This is a genomic window from Janthinobacterium sp. UMAB-56, from assembly GCF_900095265.1.
Taxonomy (GTDB): domain Bacteria; phylum Pseudomonadota; class Gammaproteobacteria; order Burkholderiales; family Burkholderiaceae_D; genus Janthinobacterium.
Genome location: NZ_LT607670.1, coordinates 78,895 through 95,877, shown reverse-complemented (window position 1 = coordinate 95,877; position 16,983 = coordinate 78,895). Strand labels below are relative to the sequence as shown.

Annotated in this window: 14 protein-coding genes; 12 read left to right on the top strand and 2 right to left on the bottom strand. The window is 58.0% G+C overall.

Translation table 11 applies throughout. The features are described 5' to 3' along the window. Window positions 1–6 precede the first annotated feature (6 nt). The 5 genes from K0F85_RS25085 to K0F85_RS25065 are packed head-to-tail and all read left to right on the top strand — an operon-like array spanning window position 7 to window position 5,593. Window positions 7–1,176: an AAA family ATPase gene (locus K0F85_RS25085; protein WP_219118579.1), complete on the top strand. Its 1,170-nt coding sequence runs from the start codon at window positions 7–9 to the stop codon at window positions 1,174–1,176. 50 nt (window positions 1,177–1,226) lie between these two features. After that, complete coding sequence (locus K0F85_RS25080; protein ID WP_219118578.1) at window positions 1,227–2,573, top strand: CpaF family protein; 1,347 nt, start codon at window positions 1,227–1,229, stop codon at window positions 2,571–2,573. A gap of 11 nt (window positions 2,574–2,584) precedes the next feature. Beyond that, window positions 2,585–3,562, top strand: a complete 978-nt coding sequence (locus K0F85_RS25075) for a type II secretion system F family protein (protein ID WP_219118577.1) — start codon at window positions 2,585–2,587, stop codon at window positions 3,560–3,562. A gap of 13 nt (window positions 3,563–3,575) precedes the next feature. Further along, window positions 3,576–4,514, top strand: coding sequence for a type II secretion system F family protein (locus K0F85_RS25070; protein ID WP_219118576.1), 939 nt, complete (start codon window positions 3,576–3,578; stop codon window positions 4,512–4,514). Window positions 4,515–4,525: 11 nt separating this feature from the next. Then, window positions 4,526–5,593: a LytR C-terminal domain-containing protein gene (locus tag K0F85_RS25065; RefSeq protein WP_219118575.1), complete on the top strand. Its 1,068-nt coding sequence runs from the start codon at window positions 4,526–4,528 to the stop codon at window positions 5,591–5,593. A gap of 17 nt (window positions 5,594–5,610) precedes the next feature. On the opposite strand, the gene K0F85_RS25060 is transcribed toward K0F85_RS25065, so the two are convergent. Next, complete coding sequence (locus tag K0F85_RS25060; RefSeq protein ID WP_219118574.1) at window positions 5,611–6,600, bottom strand: EDSAP-1 family PEP-CTERM protein; 990 nt, start codon at window positions 6,598–6,600, stop codon at window positions 5,611–5,613. A gap of 390 nt (window positions 6,601–6,990) precedes the next feature. Here K0F85_RS25060 and K0F85_RS25055 point away from each other — a divergent pair, with 390 nt between their 5' ends. After that, entirely contained in the window at window positions 6,991–7,302 is a 312-nt protein-coding gene (locus tag K0F85_RS25055; RefSeq protein ID WP_219118573.1) for a hypothetical protein, read from the top strand. A 15-nt stretch (window positions 7,303–7,317) separates the two neighbouring features. Here the strand turns inward: K0F85_RS25055 and K0F85_RS25050 are convergent, their stop codons facing one another. After that, window positions 7,318–7,524 carry a dodecin gene (locus tag K0F85_RS25050; protein ID WP_219118572.1) on the bottom strand — a complete coding sequence of 69 codons (207 nt, stop codon included), beginning with the start codon at window positions 7,522–7,524 and terminating at the stop codon, window positions 7,318–7,320. Between the two features lie 995 nt (window positions 7,525–8,519). Here K0F85_RS25050 and K0F85_RS25045 point away from each other — a divergent pair. The 6 genes from K0F85_RS25045 to K0F85_RS25020 all read left to right on the top strand — a co-directional run bounded on the left by K0F85_RS25045 (window position 8,520) and on the right by K0F85_RS25020 (window position 16,514). Beyond that, complete coding sequence (locus K0F85_RS25045) at window positions 8,520–9,848, top strand: lysine N(6)-hydroxylase/L-ornithine N(5)-oxygenase family protein (RefSeq protein WP_219118571.1); 1,329 nt, start codon at window positions 8,520–8,522, stop codon at window positions 9,846–9,848. Beyond that, a complete protein-coding gene (locus tag K0F85_RS25040; RefSeq protein WP_219118570.1) occupies window positions 9,845–11,014 on the top strand; it encodes an MFS transporter in 1,170 nt (389 codons plus the stop codon). The genes K0F85_RS25045 and K0F85_RS25040 overlap by 4 nt, the downstream gene beginning before the upstream one ends. Then, window positions 11,011–11,607 (top strand): GNAT family N-acetyltransferase, encoded by a 597-nt coding sequence (locus K0F85_RS25035; RefSeq protein WP_219118569.1) that lies wholly within the window; start codon window positions 11,011–11,013, stop codon window positions 11,605–11,607. Before K0F85_RS25040 ends, K0F85_RS25035 begins: the two co-directional genes overlap by 4 nt. A gap of 3 nt (window positions 11,608–11,610) precedes the next feature. Continuing rightward, window positions 11,611–13,419 carry an IucA/IucC family siderophore biosynthesis protein gene (locus K0F85_RS25030; protein ID WP_219118568.1) on the top strand — a complete coding sequence of 603 codons (1,809 nt, stop codon included), beginning with the start codon at window positions 11,611–11,613 and terminating at the stop codon, window positions 13,417–13,419. A gap of 73 nt (window positions 13,420–13,492) precedes the next feature. Further along, a complete protein-coding gene (locus K0F85_RS25025) occupies window positions 13,493–15,661 on the top strand; it encodes a TonB-dependent siderophore receptor (RefSeq protein WP_219118567.1) in 2,169 nt (722 codons plus the stop codon). Window positions 15,662–15,755: 94 nt separating this feature from the next. After that, window positions 15,756–16,514: a siderophore ferric iron reductase gene (locus tag K0F85_RS25020; RefSeq protein ID WP_219118566.1), complete on the top strand. Its 759-nt coding sequence runs from the start codon at window positions 15,756–15,758 to the stop codon at window positions 16,512–16,514. Window positions 16,515–16,983: the final 469 nt, after the last annotated feature.

Sequence of the window (16,983 nt, the reverse complement as noted above, 5' to 3'; positions counted from 1 at the left end):
GCGGTGATGAAAGCCTTGATGATTACCCGCGACGCCAGCTTGCACGATGAAATCGCGGCACAGGGCGCGGCGCGCATGCCGGTGCTGCGCCTGCTGGAGCGGCGCAGCGGCTTGCGTGAAGCCGTCGAGCGCATGCTGCCCGAAGCACCCGAACTGGTGATCGTCGACGCCAGCGGCCTTGACGCTGAGGAGGCGGACTTGCTGGAGCGGCTGGCGCGCCAGTATCCGCTGGCCGTGCTGATGCTGCTCACGCGCGGCCAGCAGCAGGATGTGCTGATCCGCGCCATGCGTGCCGGCATGCGCGAAGTGCTGCAACTGCCGCTGGTGCACAAGGCCTTCCATGAAGCGATGGATAGGGTCGATATCCAGGCCGGCGTGACGCAGATGCGCGACGGCAAGGTCCTCGCTTTCATCTCGTGCAAGGGCGGCAGCGGCGCCACCTTCTTGTCGACGAATTTTTCCTATGCACTGGCAAGCCTGGCCGGCTGCAAGGTGCTGCTGATCGACTTGCACGGCCAGTTCGGCGACGCCACCCTGTATGTCTCGGACCAGAAGCCGGCCATGACCCTGTCCGACATCTGCGCGCAGATCGCGCGCATGGATGGTGCCTTTCTCGCCTCGTGCCTGGTGCACGTGACGCCGAACTTCGGCGTGCTGGCGGCGGCCGACGACCCCGCACACAAGGTCGACATGCAGCCCGAGCACATGGACCGCATCCTGGCCGTGGCGCGCCAGCACTACGACTACATCGTGCTCGACGTGGGGCGCCAGATCGATGCGCTGTCGCTGCGCGCGCTCGACAACGCCGATGCCATCTATCCGGTGCTGCAGCTGGCCTTGCCCGACATCCGCGACGGGCGCCGCCTGCTCGACATTTTCCGTTCGCTCGGCTATCCGGGCGAGCGCCTGCGCCTGATCGTCAACCGTTATGAAAAGGGCGGACGGCTGCGCCTGGCGGACCTGGAGCAGGCGCTGGGCGCAGAAGTGGTGCACACGGTGCCCAACGATTACATCGCCGCCACCGATTCCGTCAACCAGGGCATCGCGCTGCTGCAGCTGTCGCGCACCAGCGCCGTGGCGCGCAGCCTGGCCGAGCTGGTGGAACTGGTGACGGCGCGCCGCGTGACGGAAAGTCGAGGCCTGTTTGACCGGCTGTTCAGCCGCAGCGAGGCCTAGGACAGGGAGAGATGTCAAGGCTCCCGCCGGGGGCCATCATGGGAGCCAAGATGACTTTACGCGAACGCCTGGCGGCGAATGAAACGCTGCGCCCCGCCAGCAATGGACAAGGCGCGCTGGCGCTGCACGCCTACCAGGAGCTGAAAAAAACCATGCACCAGACGATACTCGACCGTATCGACCTGGAGCGCCTGAAACGCCTGACGGCGGAGCAGTTCAAGCATGAGCTGGCGCTGCTGGTGCAGCGCGTGATCGAGGAAGAGCGCATCGTGCTGAACCAGCATGAGCGGCATAGCCTGGTGCTCGACATCCAGCACGAGATGCTGGGCTTTGGTCCGCTGGAGCCCTTGCTGGCCGATGCCAGCGTGTCCGATATCCTCGTCAATACCTGCGACAAGGTGTATGTGGAGCGGGGCGGGCGCCTGCAACTGACGGAGGTGACCTTCCACGACAATGCACACCTGATGAAAATCATCGAAAAGATTGTCTCGCGCGTGGGGCGGCGCGTCGACGAATCGAGCCCGATGGTCGATGCGCGCCTGCCGGACGGTTCGCGCGTGAATGCCATCATTCCGCCGCTGGCCGTCGACGGGCCTATCCTGTCGATCCGGCGCTTTGCCGTGCAGCCTTTGACGATCGCCAACCTGCTCGACTACAAGAGCCTGACGCCGCCCATGGTGCAGGTGCTGCAGGCGCTGGGGCAGGCCAAGGTCAATATCCTGATTTCCGGTGGCACGGGCAGCGGCAAGACGACCCTGCTCAACGTGCTGTCCGGCTTCATTCCCGGCAGCGAGCGCATCGTCACCATCGAGGATGCGGCCGAACTGGCGCTGCGCCAGCCGCACGTGGTGCGCCTGGAAACGCGTCCGCCGAATATCGAGGGCAAGGGCGAGGTGAGCCAGCGCGCGCTGGTGCGCAATGCGCTGCGCATGCGGCCCGACCGCATCATCCTGGGCGAGGTGCGCGGCGCCGAGGCGCTCGACATGCTGCAAGCGATGAACACGGGCCATGAAGGGTCGCTGGCGACCATCCACTCGAACACGGCGCGCGACGCGCTGGCGCGGCTGGAAAACATGGTCGGCATGGCCAGCGTGAACCTGACGCCGCGCGCCACGCGCCAGCAGATCTGCTCGGCCGTGACGGTGGTGATGCAGGTCTCGCGCCTGACGGACGGCGCGCGCAAGCTGGTCAGCCTGCAGGAAGTGACGGGCATGGAAGGCGACATCATCGCCATGCATGAAATCTTCCGCTTCGAGCAGACGGGCGTGGATGCCGAGGGCAAGGTGCAGGGCCACTTCTGCGCCACGGGCGTGCGGCCCCGTTTCACGGAACGCTTGCGCATGTTTGGCGCGCCCGTGCCCGATAGCGTGTTCGACCCGGATCGAATTTATGAGTAAGGGAGAGGATCATGGACCTGGTGTTCTACGGCTTTGCCGTGCTGCTGTTCGCCGCCTGCATCCTGATGGTGGAAGGTGCCTGGCTGTGGTGGTCGGGCACGCATGGCGGTGCGGCGCGGCGCATCCAGCGGCGCTTGCGGCTGATGGCCGCGCGCGGCGAGGCGGGCGGCGAGCGGGTGTCCATCCTCAAGCAGCGTCGCTATGCGCGTGCGCCCGGCCTGGAGCGTTTGCTGCGACGCGTGCCGCAGGCGGCGCAGCTCGACCACGTGCTGCTGCAATCGGGCTTGTCCTGGTCGGTGGCGCAATTCCTGGGTGGCGCGGGCACCCTGCTGCTGGCGGCGCTGCTGTGGCTGGCCATCTGGCCGCTGCCGCTGCCGGGCGCCATGCTGCTGCTGGGCGTGGCGGGTGGCGGGCCGTGCATGGTCGTGCTGCGCGCGCGCGCGGCGCGGCTGAAAAAGATCGAGGCGCAATTGCCGGAAGCGGCCGATTTCCTGGCCCGCGCGCTGCGCGCCGGGCACTCGTTCTCGAATGTGCTGCAGATGGTGGGCGATGAACTCAATGAGCCGATCAGCGGCGAATTCAAGATGGCGCATGAAGAAATCAATTACGGCGTGCCGATGAACGAGGCGCTGCAAAACCTGGCCGCGCGCATTCCGCTGACGGACTTGCGTTACCTCGTCATCGCCGTACTGGTGCAGCGCGAATCGGGGGGGAACCTGGCTGAAGTGCTGGTCAGCATCGCGCGTATCATCCGTGCCCGCTTGAAGTTGCTGGGGCAGGTGCGCGTGCTGTCGGCCGAGGGGCGCATGTCGGCCTGGGTGCTGGGACTCATGCCGGCGGTGATGATCGGCGTCATGGCGCTGGTCAATCCGCAATACATCCGCCTGCTGTGGACCGATCCCAGCGGTATCAAACTGCTGTGGTATGCGGCCGGCATGGTGGCGCTGGGTGTCGTCTGGATGCGCAATGTGATACGTATCCGCATCTAAAACAGGAGGTGGCATGAGCGGTCCCCAACTGCTGTTTCTCGTGATCGTCTTCGTCGTGGTGGTGGCGCTGGCCCTGCTGGCGTGGCTGATCTTCTTTCCAGGCACCTTGCGCCAGCGCCTGTTTGGCGCCATGGCGCCGGCCGCCAGCGACGCGGTGGCCGAGCATGGCTGGGTGGAGCGCGTGGCGCGCGTGGCGCAGCCGTTCAGCAAGCTGTCGCTGCCGGAAGAGGGCTGGGAACGCTCGCCGCTGCGCACGCGCTTCATGAACGCGGGCTGGCGGCAAGCGAGCGCGCCTGCCCTGTACTTTGCGGCGAAAACCGTGCTGGCCCTGCTGTTTCCTATCGTGCTGGGCCTGTATGCAGCCAGCGCCATGGCGGCGCAGCTGCGCAGCGTACTGCTGTTGCTGCTGTGCGTCAGCGCCACCATCGGCTACTACCTGCCGAACCTGGTGCTGGCCAGCACGGCCAAGCGGCGCCAGCGCGACATCTTCGAAAACATCCCCGATGCGCTCGACTTGCTGACCGTGTGCGTGGAAGCGGGACTGAGCCTGGAGCGCGCGCTGGTGAAGGTGTCGGGCGAAATCCACATCAAAAGCGTGGTGCTGGCGCAGGAATTGCAGCTGGTGCTGATGGAAATGCGCGCCGGCTTTTCCAAGGAAAAGGCGCTGCGCAACCTGGCCCTGCGCAGCGGTGTGGAAGACGTCGATACCCTCGTTGCCATGCTGATCCAGTCGGAACGCTTCGGCACCAGCATGGGCGATTCGCTGCGCGTGCATTCGGAAAACCTGCGCAGCAAGCGCAGCCTGCTGGCCGAGGAAGCGGCGGCGAAGATCGCCCTGAAACTGCTGTTCCCGCTGATTTTCTGTGTCTTCCCCACCCTGATGCTGGTGCTCATGGGGCCGGCCGTGATCGAAGTCTATCGCGTGCTCGTGCCGGCCATGGCCAGCCGCTGAAAGGAGTCACCATGCGCTTGACGCTCTCCCGCCTTGCCGCCGCCTGCACCTGCCTGGGCCTGGCCGCCTGTACCACGCAGCTGGCCCATGCACCGGTGCCCGCGTGGCCTGACGCCGATGCCGCCTATGCGGCGGGACGCCAGCATTTTGAGCGGGGCGACCTGCCTGCCGCGCAAGCGGCGTATGAGCAGGCGCTGCGCCATGCACCGCGCCACGTGAACGCGCGCAACGGCCTGGCCGTGCTGCATGCGCAGCGCGGCGAATACGCAGTTGCCATAGCCCGGTGGCAGGCGCTGACGCAGGAGGCGGGCATGGCGCGGCCGCAACAGGCCTATCTGTTCAGCAATCTCGGCCATGCTTATTCTCTGGACGGGCGCGAAGTGCAAGCGTTGACTGCGCTGGAACAGGCGTGTCTGCTCGATCCGCTCAATGCGCTGGCCTGGCAGCACCTGGCGCAGGTGCTCGAACGCCTGGGACAGCACGAGCGCGCCGCCCTCATGCGGCGCCAGGCGGCCAGCTTGCAGGAACACGACCTGCGGCGCGACCTGGCCTTGTTGCGCGCGGCGGCGCCGCCGCAACTGGCGTCCGCAGCCGCGCCTGCGCCGGTGCAGGAGACGCCGGCCATGGCGCGCGTGGAGATCACGCAGAGCGAGGGCATGGCCCAGCTGCGGCGCGTGGCGGCGGCGCGCAGCGCGCCCGTCGCCGCGCTTGAGCGGCCCGTGGCGGCGGCTGGCGCACCGCTTCCACGCCTGGAAATCGTGAATGGCAACGGCGTGCCGGGCATGGCCGCCGCGCTGGCGCGCAGCCTGGCCGGCGCGCCCGTGCAGGTGGTGCGCCTGGCCAATGAAACCAGCTTCCAGGTAGCGCGCACGCGCGTCGAATACCGGCCCGCGCAGGAACAGGTGGCGCGCCAGTTGGCCCGCCAGTTGGGGACGCAGGTGCAGACCCAGGCCGCCGACTGCCGTGCCAGCGAGCTGCGCCTGATCCTCGGCCATGACCTGAGCGACCCAGCCATGCTGCACCGCTATTATCTGCAGCAATTGCAGTTGGCGCGCCAGGCGCTGGCGCGGCTCGGCTAACACGCCTTCGCCAGTGTCTATTGCGGCTGGCGGCGGCGCGCGAAGGCCAGGGCGCCCAGTCCCAGGCCCAGCAGGAACAGGGTGCTTGGTTCCGGCACGGCCAATGGATCGATGACGACGATATCGGTGCGCGTGGACTTGGAGAAATTCAGGGTATAGCTGCCGGCGGGCAGGGCAAAATTCGACGTCAGGGAAAACTGCGCAAAGCCATTCGTGAAGGCGCGCCCGGTAGCGGGGTCATTCGTGCCGGCCGTCATGTTCAGGCTGAACGGGTCCAGGCTGCCGGCGCCATGGTTGCCGTTGATGTCGCTGCCATTGTTCGGGTTGCCGTCGGGCGCAAACTGGAAGATTACGCCATCGGCGTTTGCCTTTGACAGGCAGCCGACGGGGCTGGAGGTATTGCACGAGATATTGAAGATATCCATGATCGACACGCTCGACTTGTCGCCCATGGTTGTCACGCTGGTGCGCAAATCGCGCCGTCCCAAGAAGCTGAAGGTGATGAAGCCGGCGCTCGACAGGGTCAGGTTGACGGAACCGGTGAGCGTGTCGCCGGCCGTGGCCGTGGCGGCGCCAACGGTGTTGCGCTGTGCTTCCGCCACGGCTTGCACGGTGGCGCCGCCATTGAGCATGTTGCCGAAGGCATGCGCGTCGCCGCGCGCGAACTCCAGCGTGGAACTGGGGCTGGGAGCGTAATTATTTTGCGGCAAGCCGCTGCAGCCGCCGCCCGAACATACTTGCAGTACGTCGGCGTTGGCGGCAGGACCCGTATTGACGGCGCGCGGATTGACGGCGACGCCGCCCTCAAAGAAAGCGCTGTCGCTGGCATTGCGGTTGGCGCCAGCCAGCGACAGGCTACCGGTACTGGTGGTGATGCGGAAATTGTTCAATTCGTTGACGGCCAGGCCGTAGGCGCCGGCCTGCGCCTGGCCGCTGGCCAGCAGGCTTGCCGCCGCCAGCGCGCCCAGCCAGGCCAGGGTCTTGCTTTGTGTGTGATTGACGTTCATCGCAGCCTCTTATCGTGGTCAGTCTTGAAAAATCCCGGGGGACCAGGAAGCCAGAATGACTTGCCTGGATTCATCTCGTAGACACAGATAAGCAGCTTGCATGCCACACAAAAAAAGCAATTTGAATCAAGTACTTGCGCAAAGCGGACCGGGCTGCATAGGGCCTGGTGTAAGAAAGGCCGACGCCGCCTGGCGGGCGACGCTGGCCGGCCTCAGGTGCCGCGGTGATAGCTCAGGTGGCCACCCGAATTGCTTGCGCAAGCGCAGCCGATGCGCGCCGGCACGCTTTGCGAAATAGCCATCCTGGCAGTAAAGCCGCTGCGCCGCTTGCGCAATATCAAAGGTGCGGCACATCGCATCTGGTCCGATCATTGCCCGGTAAAATAGGCCATGGCAAACAAAACCCCCACCTTCCCCGGCGCACGCACGGGTCGCGGCCAGGTCCTGGCCGTGCTGCTGTCGAACCGCGACCAGTCCGGCGCCGAACCGCTGCAAGGCCGCGTCTCCCTGGCCGCCATCGTCAAGGCGCTGAAACGCAAATACCACTGGCCCATCGAGACGCACAGTTTCCCCGCGAATACGCAAGATGGCCGCGCCAGCTGGGCGACCGTGTACAGCTTGCCGGAAAAGGTGATTCAAGCCGCGCTGGAGGCCGGCGGCCGGGAGTGGCTGGAGAGCCGGGCCGTGGCCGGGCGGGGGTGAATGCGCAGCAGTACGCTATTCGAGCCGGAAGCCGACCTTCAGCGTGACCTGGAAGTGCGCCACCTTGCCATCGACGATATGGCCGCGTGACTCAAGCACTTCGTACCAGTCCATATGCTTGACCGTGAGCGCCGCCTTGGCAATGGCATCGCGTATCGCCTGATCGCTGCTCTCGGTCGATGTTCCCACCAGTTCGATGAGCTTGTAAGTGTGTGCGGACATGATATTTCCCCAGGTAGGCAAGCCAGACATCGGAAAGTTCTTCTTCGCCAGTAAGCACCCATAGTGCGCCTAAACGCGCTGGACGTCATTGCGCGGCGCAGCAAGGCGTCACGGGAGTGGTTCGCAGAAGGGAGAAAAGAAAAAAGGGCTACCAGCCGAAGCGCATAACCCTTTGATTTACTACTAAATTCTGGCGCGACGGCCGGTTTCGAACTGGACACCTGATGATGACAAATCAGATGACGCGGCAACTATCCTGACACAGGTGGACTGGCCAGGCACAGAGCCGCAGACAGTGCGCCTGCACGACAAGGCGATGCAACAAGGTGAGCGACCTTTTGCGTAAGTCCTAAGAACTTAAATAAGCCCATCTGCTATCGCACTGAACAGGCCTGCGCACTTGCCATTACCAGGGTTGGGCAAGCCAGCTACGTGTGTTGGATAGGATAAGCAGCGCGTGACATCGCCGGGTCGATGCAATGGCATTGCGTTCCGCTTGGCGCCGAATCTGCAAAGAGCTCACTCCTGACAACTACCGGCAACTGTCGAATTTAATCGCAGCAGAATTGTATTTTATTCGAAATGATATTGATTATCATTTGTATTTGAATTATTGTAGAGCTTGTCACATGAGAAATCAGACAGAAATAGCGCCAGTCTTATAGACAGCAATTCTTCTTGTGACAATCAAAGCTACAACAGAGCTACTCCAGGAAGGTCCTTGACCCCCACCCAGACGGCCACAACCTGCGACGATCCACAGGCAACGGTTTGCTTTCCCCGCCAAAACCATCCCCCAGGACTTTCAGGTAACGCGCAATCGCATAACGCAGTACTTGCCTGACCTCAAGCCATCGGTCTGCAACCTGCTCAGCACGTTCGACTCGTTCAATTCAGTCACCTCGCACAAGGAGGTAATGAATTTTTTATGCCAATAAAAATTGGGGATTTACCTCATTGAACTTTTGCCTCAATCATCCTGGAGAAAAAGTCTCATGCAGCTGAAAACTTATGATTTCATCGCCATTGGTCTAGGCCCATTCAATCTCAGTCTGGCTTGCCTCACGGAGCCCTTAACCGACGTCAACGCACTATTTCTGGATCAGGTGGCGCAGTTTGAATGGCACGCGGGGATGATGCTGCCTAACGCCACCTTGCAAACACCATTCATGGCGGACCTGGTCACACTGGCTGACCCCACCAGCCCTTTCAGTTTTCTCAATTACGCTAAAACGCAGGGTCGGCTCTACTCTTTCTATATCAAGGAAAACTTTTTCCTGATGCGCAATGAGTACAATTCCTACTGCCAGTGGGCACTTGCACAGCTGTCTAATGTTCGCTTAGGAAACCGCGTAGAACGTGTGGAGTACGATGAAGCAGAAGCGCTATACCTGGTGCATAGCCACGACCTTGGTAGTGGTCAGATTTGCACTTACCGTGCGCGTAAGCTGGTGCTTGGTACCGGCACCAGCCCGTTTATTCCAGAATGCTGCCGCCACTTAGGTGTGCGTGCACGACATGCTGCCAGTTACCTGCGCGACAAATCGAGCCTGCAACGCAAGCGCTCCATCACCATTATTGGCAGTGGTCAAAGTGCAGCAGAAATTTACTATGACCTGCTGCAAGATATTGACCGATGCGGTTATCAGCTCCATTGGCTGACGCGCTCGCCACGTTTCTATCCGCTGGAATACAGCAAGCTGACGCTGGAAATGACCTCGCCTGATTATATCGATTATTTCCACGCTCTTCCTGCCACTAAACGCGACCAGTTGATCCGGCAACAGCAAGGCCTGTATAAAGGCATCAACCTCAGATTGATCAACGACATTTTTGATCTGCTCTACAACAAACGACTGAACGGCGATATACCCACACGTTTGCTCACCAACGCCGACCTGCGTTTTTGCCATTACGACGAAGTAACGCATCGTTACGACATGGTGCTGCACCAGACTGAATCCGGTCAGAACTACCAACATCAGAGCGAAGCACTCGTACTGGCGACCGGTTATCACTACCAGCTACCTGAGTTTCTGTCGCCAATCCGATCGCGTCTGCGATGGGATGAGAAAAAAAGACTAGATGTAGCACGTAATTACAGTGTCGATTTTGCCGCCAGGGAAGTATTTGTCCAGAACGTAGGCTTATACAGCCACGGTCTGAGCACACCTGATTTGGGCATGGCCTGTTATCGCAATGCCACTATCCTGCGCGAAATCACCGGTGTCGAACATTACGCCATTGAGCAGCGCATTGCCTTTCAGGAATTTGTACTGCCGCTGGGTAGCGAAGTCATCCCAGAAGAGGCTAAAGCTGCATGAATACAGCCTTTTTCTTACTATCGATGACGGTCGTCGCTGTCATCAGCGACACCATGCTCATTCCGTTTTACCCCCAGTTCTTCGCGCAACGCTTTGGGATGGAAAGCCCCGAGCATGTCGGCGCATATCTGGCGGCAATGAGTGCCACCGTGATCCTGGCACTGCCCGTCTGGGCAAGAGTCGCACGCAAACTGGCGGTCATTAAATTGCTGGTGATCACTCAGATCGCAGCCGGCCTGCTGTGTTTGTACTGCATGCACATTGAGTCACTTGCGATGTTTTGGCTGGTCTCGCTGTGCATGATTGCTTTCAAAGGCAGTTATCTCTTGATTTATCCCTTCATGATGCGCATGCAAAAGCCAGAGCGACATGTCTTCATGGCTAGCCTGCTTTCCATCGTGATCCACTTTGGTGGCATTTTCGGCGCCATCATCGGGGGTGTTGTACTGGATCGCTGGTCAGTTGAAGACGTGTTCTTGTTCATGGCAGCCGGTGATGCCATCCAGACGTTGATCTGCATCTACTTGCTCGGCAGCGGCAAGGTCGCGCAAAAAACCGGCGAGGTGCATGTGATTGGCCATGGTGCGAGCTCTCGCGGTCGCCGTCCCCTGTATCTGTTAGGAATAGCGATGATGCTGTTCTATTTCAGCGCCTATCTGGTTCGCCCTTTCTTTGCAGAGCACTGGCAACTTGCCTCTGGCATTGATAACACAACGGTATCGGGTCTGGCGTTTGCCATTCCAGCTGGCATGGCACTGCTGGCACTGTGGAGCAATCATGCTGCCAGCCGCAGCCACTTCCTCCTCAATCGCCCGGTTCCCTGCCTCATTCTGGGGGTGCTCGGACTGCTGTTACAAGCCTGGCCGCAGCCTGTCGCTGTCGTGCTGGGGCGCTGCCTGTTCGGCTGGGCAATGTTTCAGGTCACTGTCCATCTGGATGTACTGCTATTCCAGCGAAGTAGGCCAGACGACTACGCCAAAGACTACAGCCTGATTAATCTGTTTCAAAACCTCGGCGTGATTGGATCGTCATTTACTGCCGGCTCACTGGTGGCAAGTCAGGGGCTTTCTGCACCTTTCTTGCTGGCCGCTATTGGATTTGTCCTGTCCGTGATGAGTTACCCCTTGCTATGTCATGTCTCCTTTAAGAAAGCGGTGACTGCATGAAACCAAGCATTCTTTTTGAAAAGCAGCACGCCCGCCTGGGGTCTCTGCAGATACGCCTGCTGCAAGCGCAAGACATACCGGTGCTGCATCGTTGGTTCAACCTCGGCTACGCACGTTTTTGGGGTATGCAAGGGCAAAGTCCAGATCAGGTCCACAGCTTTTATCGCCAGTTGCAAACGAGCGGACATGCCAATGCTTACGTTGGCATCGTCAAAGACGAGCTGAGTTTTTTGATGGAAAGCTACGCGCCGGCACATGACGAGCTAGGACAACACTATCCGGTACAAGCTGGCGACCGGGGCATGCATTTTTTTGTCGGCCCGGCAGAAAAACCTGTGCACGGCTTCACTCAGGCCCTGCTGGAACTGATCCTGGAGTTCCTGTTTCAGCAGCCTTCTATTCAACGCATCGTGGTCGAGCCCGATGTGCAGAACCAAAAAATCCATGCGCTCAATCGCAAAGCAGGTTTTGTCTATCAAGGAGACATCCAGCTTAGCAACAAACTAGCCAGCCTAGCATTTTGCAGTCGCGCCGATTTTGCCACCGCCTGCATGCATTTGAATCACCCTTCAAACATGACACAGAGGACTTAATCAATGGATATCAGCATTCCCACTCTGCAACAGCCACTCAGCCATCTCAACAGTGCTAACTGGGCACAGGCAAATCGTCACCTGGTACGCAAAATACTGAGTGAGTTTGCACATGAAAAACTGCTGGAGGTGTTACCGCAAAAAGAGACCAATACCTACCGCGTAGATATCAGCACTCAAGAGATCAGTTACGTGTTTACTGCACAGCGTTACGAGCTCGATCATTTGGATATCGTGCCGCAGTCCATTCGCAAATTTCAACACGATACGGAAGTTGCGCTCGATGCACTCACATTGATCATTGAGTTTAAAGACCGGCTGGGCATCAGTACACAACAACTGCCGATTTATCTCGATGAAATCAGCGCCACACTTAACAGCAAAGCCTTCAAGCAGATAAAACAGACACTGAGCTCGGCAGAGCTGGTGCAGGCATCTTATCAGCAGGTAGAGACTGGCATGAGTGAAGGCCATCCGGTTTTTATCGCCAACAATGGCCGTATTGGCTTCGACAGTCAGGATTTTTTACGCTATGCGCCAGAGAGTGCTACTCCGCTGGAACTGGAGTGGATCGCCGTGGCAAAAACACATGCCAGATTTTCCAGCGTGCGCGAACTGGACTATGCCACTTTGCTGGCCTCGGAGCTGTCCGAAGCCACGCTGGCATCCTTCAAATCCAGACTGGCTGATGCCGACTGCCAGATCAGCGACTACTACTTCATGCCAGTACATCCCTGGCAGTGGCGTGAAAAAATCTCGACCTGTTTCGCTGCCGATATCGCGAACGCGCATATCGTCTATCTGGGTAGTAGCGAAGACCAATATCTTGCCCAGCAATCTATCCGTACCTTCTTCAATATATCGAAGCCGCAGCGTCGCTACGTCAAAACTTCTCTATCTATTTTGAATATGGGCTTCATGCGCGGTCTGTCCCCTTACTACATGAGCGCCACGCCGCAAATTAATGAGTGGCTCACAGAACTGGTGGCTGCCGATAGTGTCTTCAAAGAAAAACGCTTCACAGTACTGCGTGAGGTCGCTTCCATTGGATATCACAATCGCTATATTGAGGCGGCGGTAGAAAAAGATACGCCGTACAAAAAAATGCTGTCAGCCCTTTGGCGCGAGAGTCCTGTTTCTCAACTGCGCGCAGGACAGCAATTGATGACGATGGCCTCGCTACTGCATGTCGATAATGAGGGCCACTCGCTGGCTGCGGCACTGGTCAAACGCTCTGGTCTTGATGCCCACGACTGGCTGCAGCGCTATCTCGATACTTATCTGACACCGCTTCTGCATGCCTTTTTTGCCTATGACCTTGTATTCATGCCGCACGGTGAAAACCTGATTATCGTTCTGGAAAACGCCGTTCCACAATTTGTCTTCATGAAGGACATCGCCGAGGAGATTGGCCTACTTAACAGTGATCGCCAACTGCCACCCGGCGTGGATCGTATCTCAGTGAAGATCGAAGACGATATGAAGATCAATTACATCTTTCTGGATATTTTTGACTGCTTCTTCCGCTACTTGGCACCCCTGCTCGACAGGCAAGCAAATTTACCGGAAACACAATTCTGGCAAGCAGTAGCAAGCTGTGTAACGAACTACCAAAGCAGTCACCCTCAGTTTGCTGCTAAGTATCGTCAATTTGATCTGTTCAAGCCCAACTTTGTGCGTACCTGCCTCAATCGTCTGCAACTCAATAACAACCAGCAAATGATAGATCTGGATGACAGAGAAAAAAATCTGAAATTTGCCGGCATGCTCGACAACCCATTACACCAGTTCCGCCTACGCAATGAGGCTTGAGTCAGTGAGCAGATATGAACAATCGCAACGAGCATAACCATCCACTTCCTATTCAAGAAAGAGAGTCAGATTAATGAAGCGCGCTAAAACACGCAAAGTCATCGGTTTATTATTGGCCAGCACCAGCCTGACAGAACTAGCTGCCGCTCGCGCCGAAACGAGGTCCGATCCTGTCGTGCTAACCCCGATTATCGTCACGGCCAAACGGGCATCCTCAACGACGACTGAAGATTCGCAGTCCTACACCGCGCCCATAGCTTCCAGTGCAACTGGTCTTGATCTGTCCCTGCGAGATACACCGCAATCGGTCAGTGTGATCACTTACCAACGCTTGCAAGACCAACGGCTCGAACGCGTGATTGATGTCATCAATGCCACGACGGGCTTGAGTGCCAAACAATACGAGGCAGACCGTTTCAGTCTGTTTTCACGCGGCATGAGCATTACTAACATTTTGTACGATGGCGTCCCCACCTTCTACGACACCCGTTTTAACTACGGCGACAATGCGATGGACACCGCGCTGTACGACCGTGTGGAAGTCGTGCGCGGCGCTACTGGCCTGACCACTGGCCCCGGCAATCCCTCTGCCTCGGTCAATCTGATTCGTAAAAAACCGACTGCTGATTTCCAGGGGAGTGCCTTGCTGGGGCTGGGTTCGTGGAATGCCTGGCGCAGCGAAGTCGATGTTGCCGGCCCTATCAATGCCAGCGCCAGTGTGCGTGGGCGCCTGGTCGGCGCGCATCAGGAGAACCAGTCTTTCCTCGACCGTTACCGGCAACAGCGCGACGTTCTCTATGGCGTGATCGAAACTGACCTGAGCAGCGATACGCTCCTCACAGTCGGTATGGATTATCAAAAAAATCGTACTCACGGCACGATATCGGGTGGCTTACCGCTGTTCTATAGTGATGGCAGCAGAACCAATTATCCGCGCTCGGCCTCCACTGCGCAGCCCTGGTCTACATCAGGCACCACTGCGTTCAATGCATTTGCCAGCCTCAGACATACGCTCAACGAAAATTGGCAACTGCAAGCCAGCTTTGCTTACGGTCACAACCAACTGGAGATGAATAATGCCTACGTCTACGGCACACCGAATGCGCAAACCAATTTGGGTTTAAACAGTGGTGCCTTCAGTAAGATTGAAGCGACACGCATTCAACACGCTGGCGACCTGCGCCTGAGTGGAAATTACCCATTGTTGGGCCGCCAGCATAAGCTCAATGTGGGCTTGAATCTCAACGAGCAAAACTTTAATACGCCGTATTACTACCCCAGCGCAGCACTGCCACCACTGGGTAATTTCCTCACTTCAGGCTATGGCATAGCAGAGCCTGCATGGAGTTCGACCAGCTCGACCGGCTCCGATGGCCGCAACAAACAGCAGGCACTTTACACTGTTACGCAACTGTCGCTGACCGACCCGCTATCGCTCATTCTCGGCGGACGCTTCACCAACTACCAAAGCAAGACTAACAACTTCGGTACGCGTAGCGATGCTGACTACAACGAGTTCTCCTTCTATGGTGGCATCAATTATGCCGTCACCGATACCACGTCGGTCTATGCCAGTTATACGGATATCTTCACACCGCAAACCGTGCTCGATGCCAATGCCAAGGCACTGGTACCAGAAATTGGACAGAACCGGGAGATCGGCGTCAAAGCAGCCTTGCTGGACAATGCAGTCAATGTCTCTGCCGCCGTGTTTGATATTGATCGCCAAAACATAGCGCAAGCTGTACCTGGACAGTATCTGCCGGGACGCGTACAGGTCTATCAAAGTGTCGGCAGTGGTAAGACACGCGGTTTCGAAACAGAAATTTCCGGCCAGTTAGCCAAGGGCTGGAACCTGACTGCTGGCTACACGGTATTTTCCAGCCATGACGATAAAGGGCAGGCACTCAGTACCACCCTGCCACGCCGTCAATTCAAACTTTTCAGCAGCTACCAGCTCCCAGGCGCATGGAATCAGCTGACCTTGGGCGGCGGCGCCAACTGGCAAAGTCAGAACAGCAACATCGTCAATCGACCTGATCGCAGCAAGGTCAAGCTGGAAGAAGGTGCTTACGCATTATGGAATCTGATGGCGCGCTACGAGTTTGACAAGCAGCTGTCGCTCGCGGTGAATGTGGAAAACGTATTCGACAAGACTTACTACTCGCAGCTGGGCCAATACGACCAATATCAGTATGGCAAGCCGCGCAACATCAACGCTACGCTGCGCAAACGCTTCTGATCAGACAGATCAGCGCAAACACCAGGGTGCATAACGCAAGCTATGCACCCTGCTCAGCGGCTTTTTCAACGTTGTCATGCTTTCATGAGGTTTCATGTCGCTGCAAGAATTATTCGCCATGATCAGCCAGGTTCTGCCTGGCCTGGACGGTAAGATCGCAGGTCACCTTGGGCAATCCCATCCCATAACAATTGATGTCGATCATGAGCCTGCATCGGCAGTACGACAGTTGTATCAATTTTTGCAAAGTAACTACCCGGAAGCAGGCCCGCATTACTGGTCGTGTCGTTGCTGGAACCTGTTGATATGGCAGCCGGTATATTTTTGCGTGCTCAGCACACATTTAGCGCACTGTGTACCGAGTCTGAGCGGAATGAAGCAAACGTTGCACCCTGGCTATGTTGCTGGATTTTCCCTTCCACAGCAAACGCTGCATACAGCAAAAAACGAGAGCTTGATTAAGACCGCAGCAACAAACATCGTCGTACTGCGCGATTCGCTATATATCGCATTACGCAAGCACATCAAGCTATCAGAAAAACTAGCCAATATGCTGGAGGCCGATTGCGTAACGTCGGCACTGCTACATGCCCAGCAACATCGAAAGACGATACCCAATAACGACATAAAATACTGGAGCCAACAATGGTTTGAGGCGCTGCAACTGCCCTGCGCTGATGCAGTGATAGAAGTAAAAATGGAAGAGCAAGAACCACGCCTTGCCTTATGCAGAAAATCCTGCTGCCAACATTTTCGTCGCGCTGATGGGGAAATGTGCCATGACTGCCCTAAACGCAGCATGCAAGAACGCCATCGGATTTTACGAATGGCATATGGCGCAGACTCCGATTAGCGCAAATTTTCAAACGGTAGCTGGGTCAGATTTCAATGCCATCGTTGAACTACTTTTGCCGTCATTGGTATTAGGTGCGCTCAACAGGATTCTCCTGATCTTTCAGAGAGAATTGTTCATCCGGGCTTACTCCCGGCACTCAGACAAAAGGCTGGCAGCCAGACACTGCAACTATGCCAACAGTCTTTTGTGTAAGCTCTGACTCCTAAACTCATCGGTCTTAATACCGGGTGCTCCGACGAGTTTACGACCCAAGCTGCCGATTTTCGGTGATCCACTTCCATAGCCAGCGACCTCGCAGGTATCCGTCGCGCTCTTGGTGCTTGAGAGAAGGGCGTCGCAGCTGTGCATGCGATAAGAGCCGTTTTGGCTCTTCGATCGCCTGTGCTTGGTGCGACAGGCCGCTGGCCCTTCCGGCTTGATTGATCAAGCCGGGTTACACAGGGGTTACATGGCGTCCAGAAAGCAA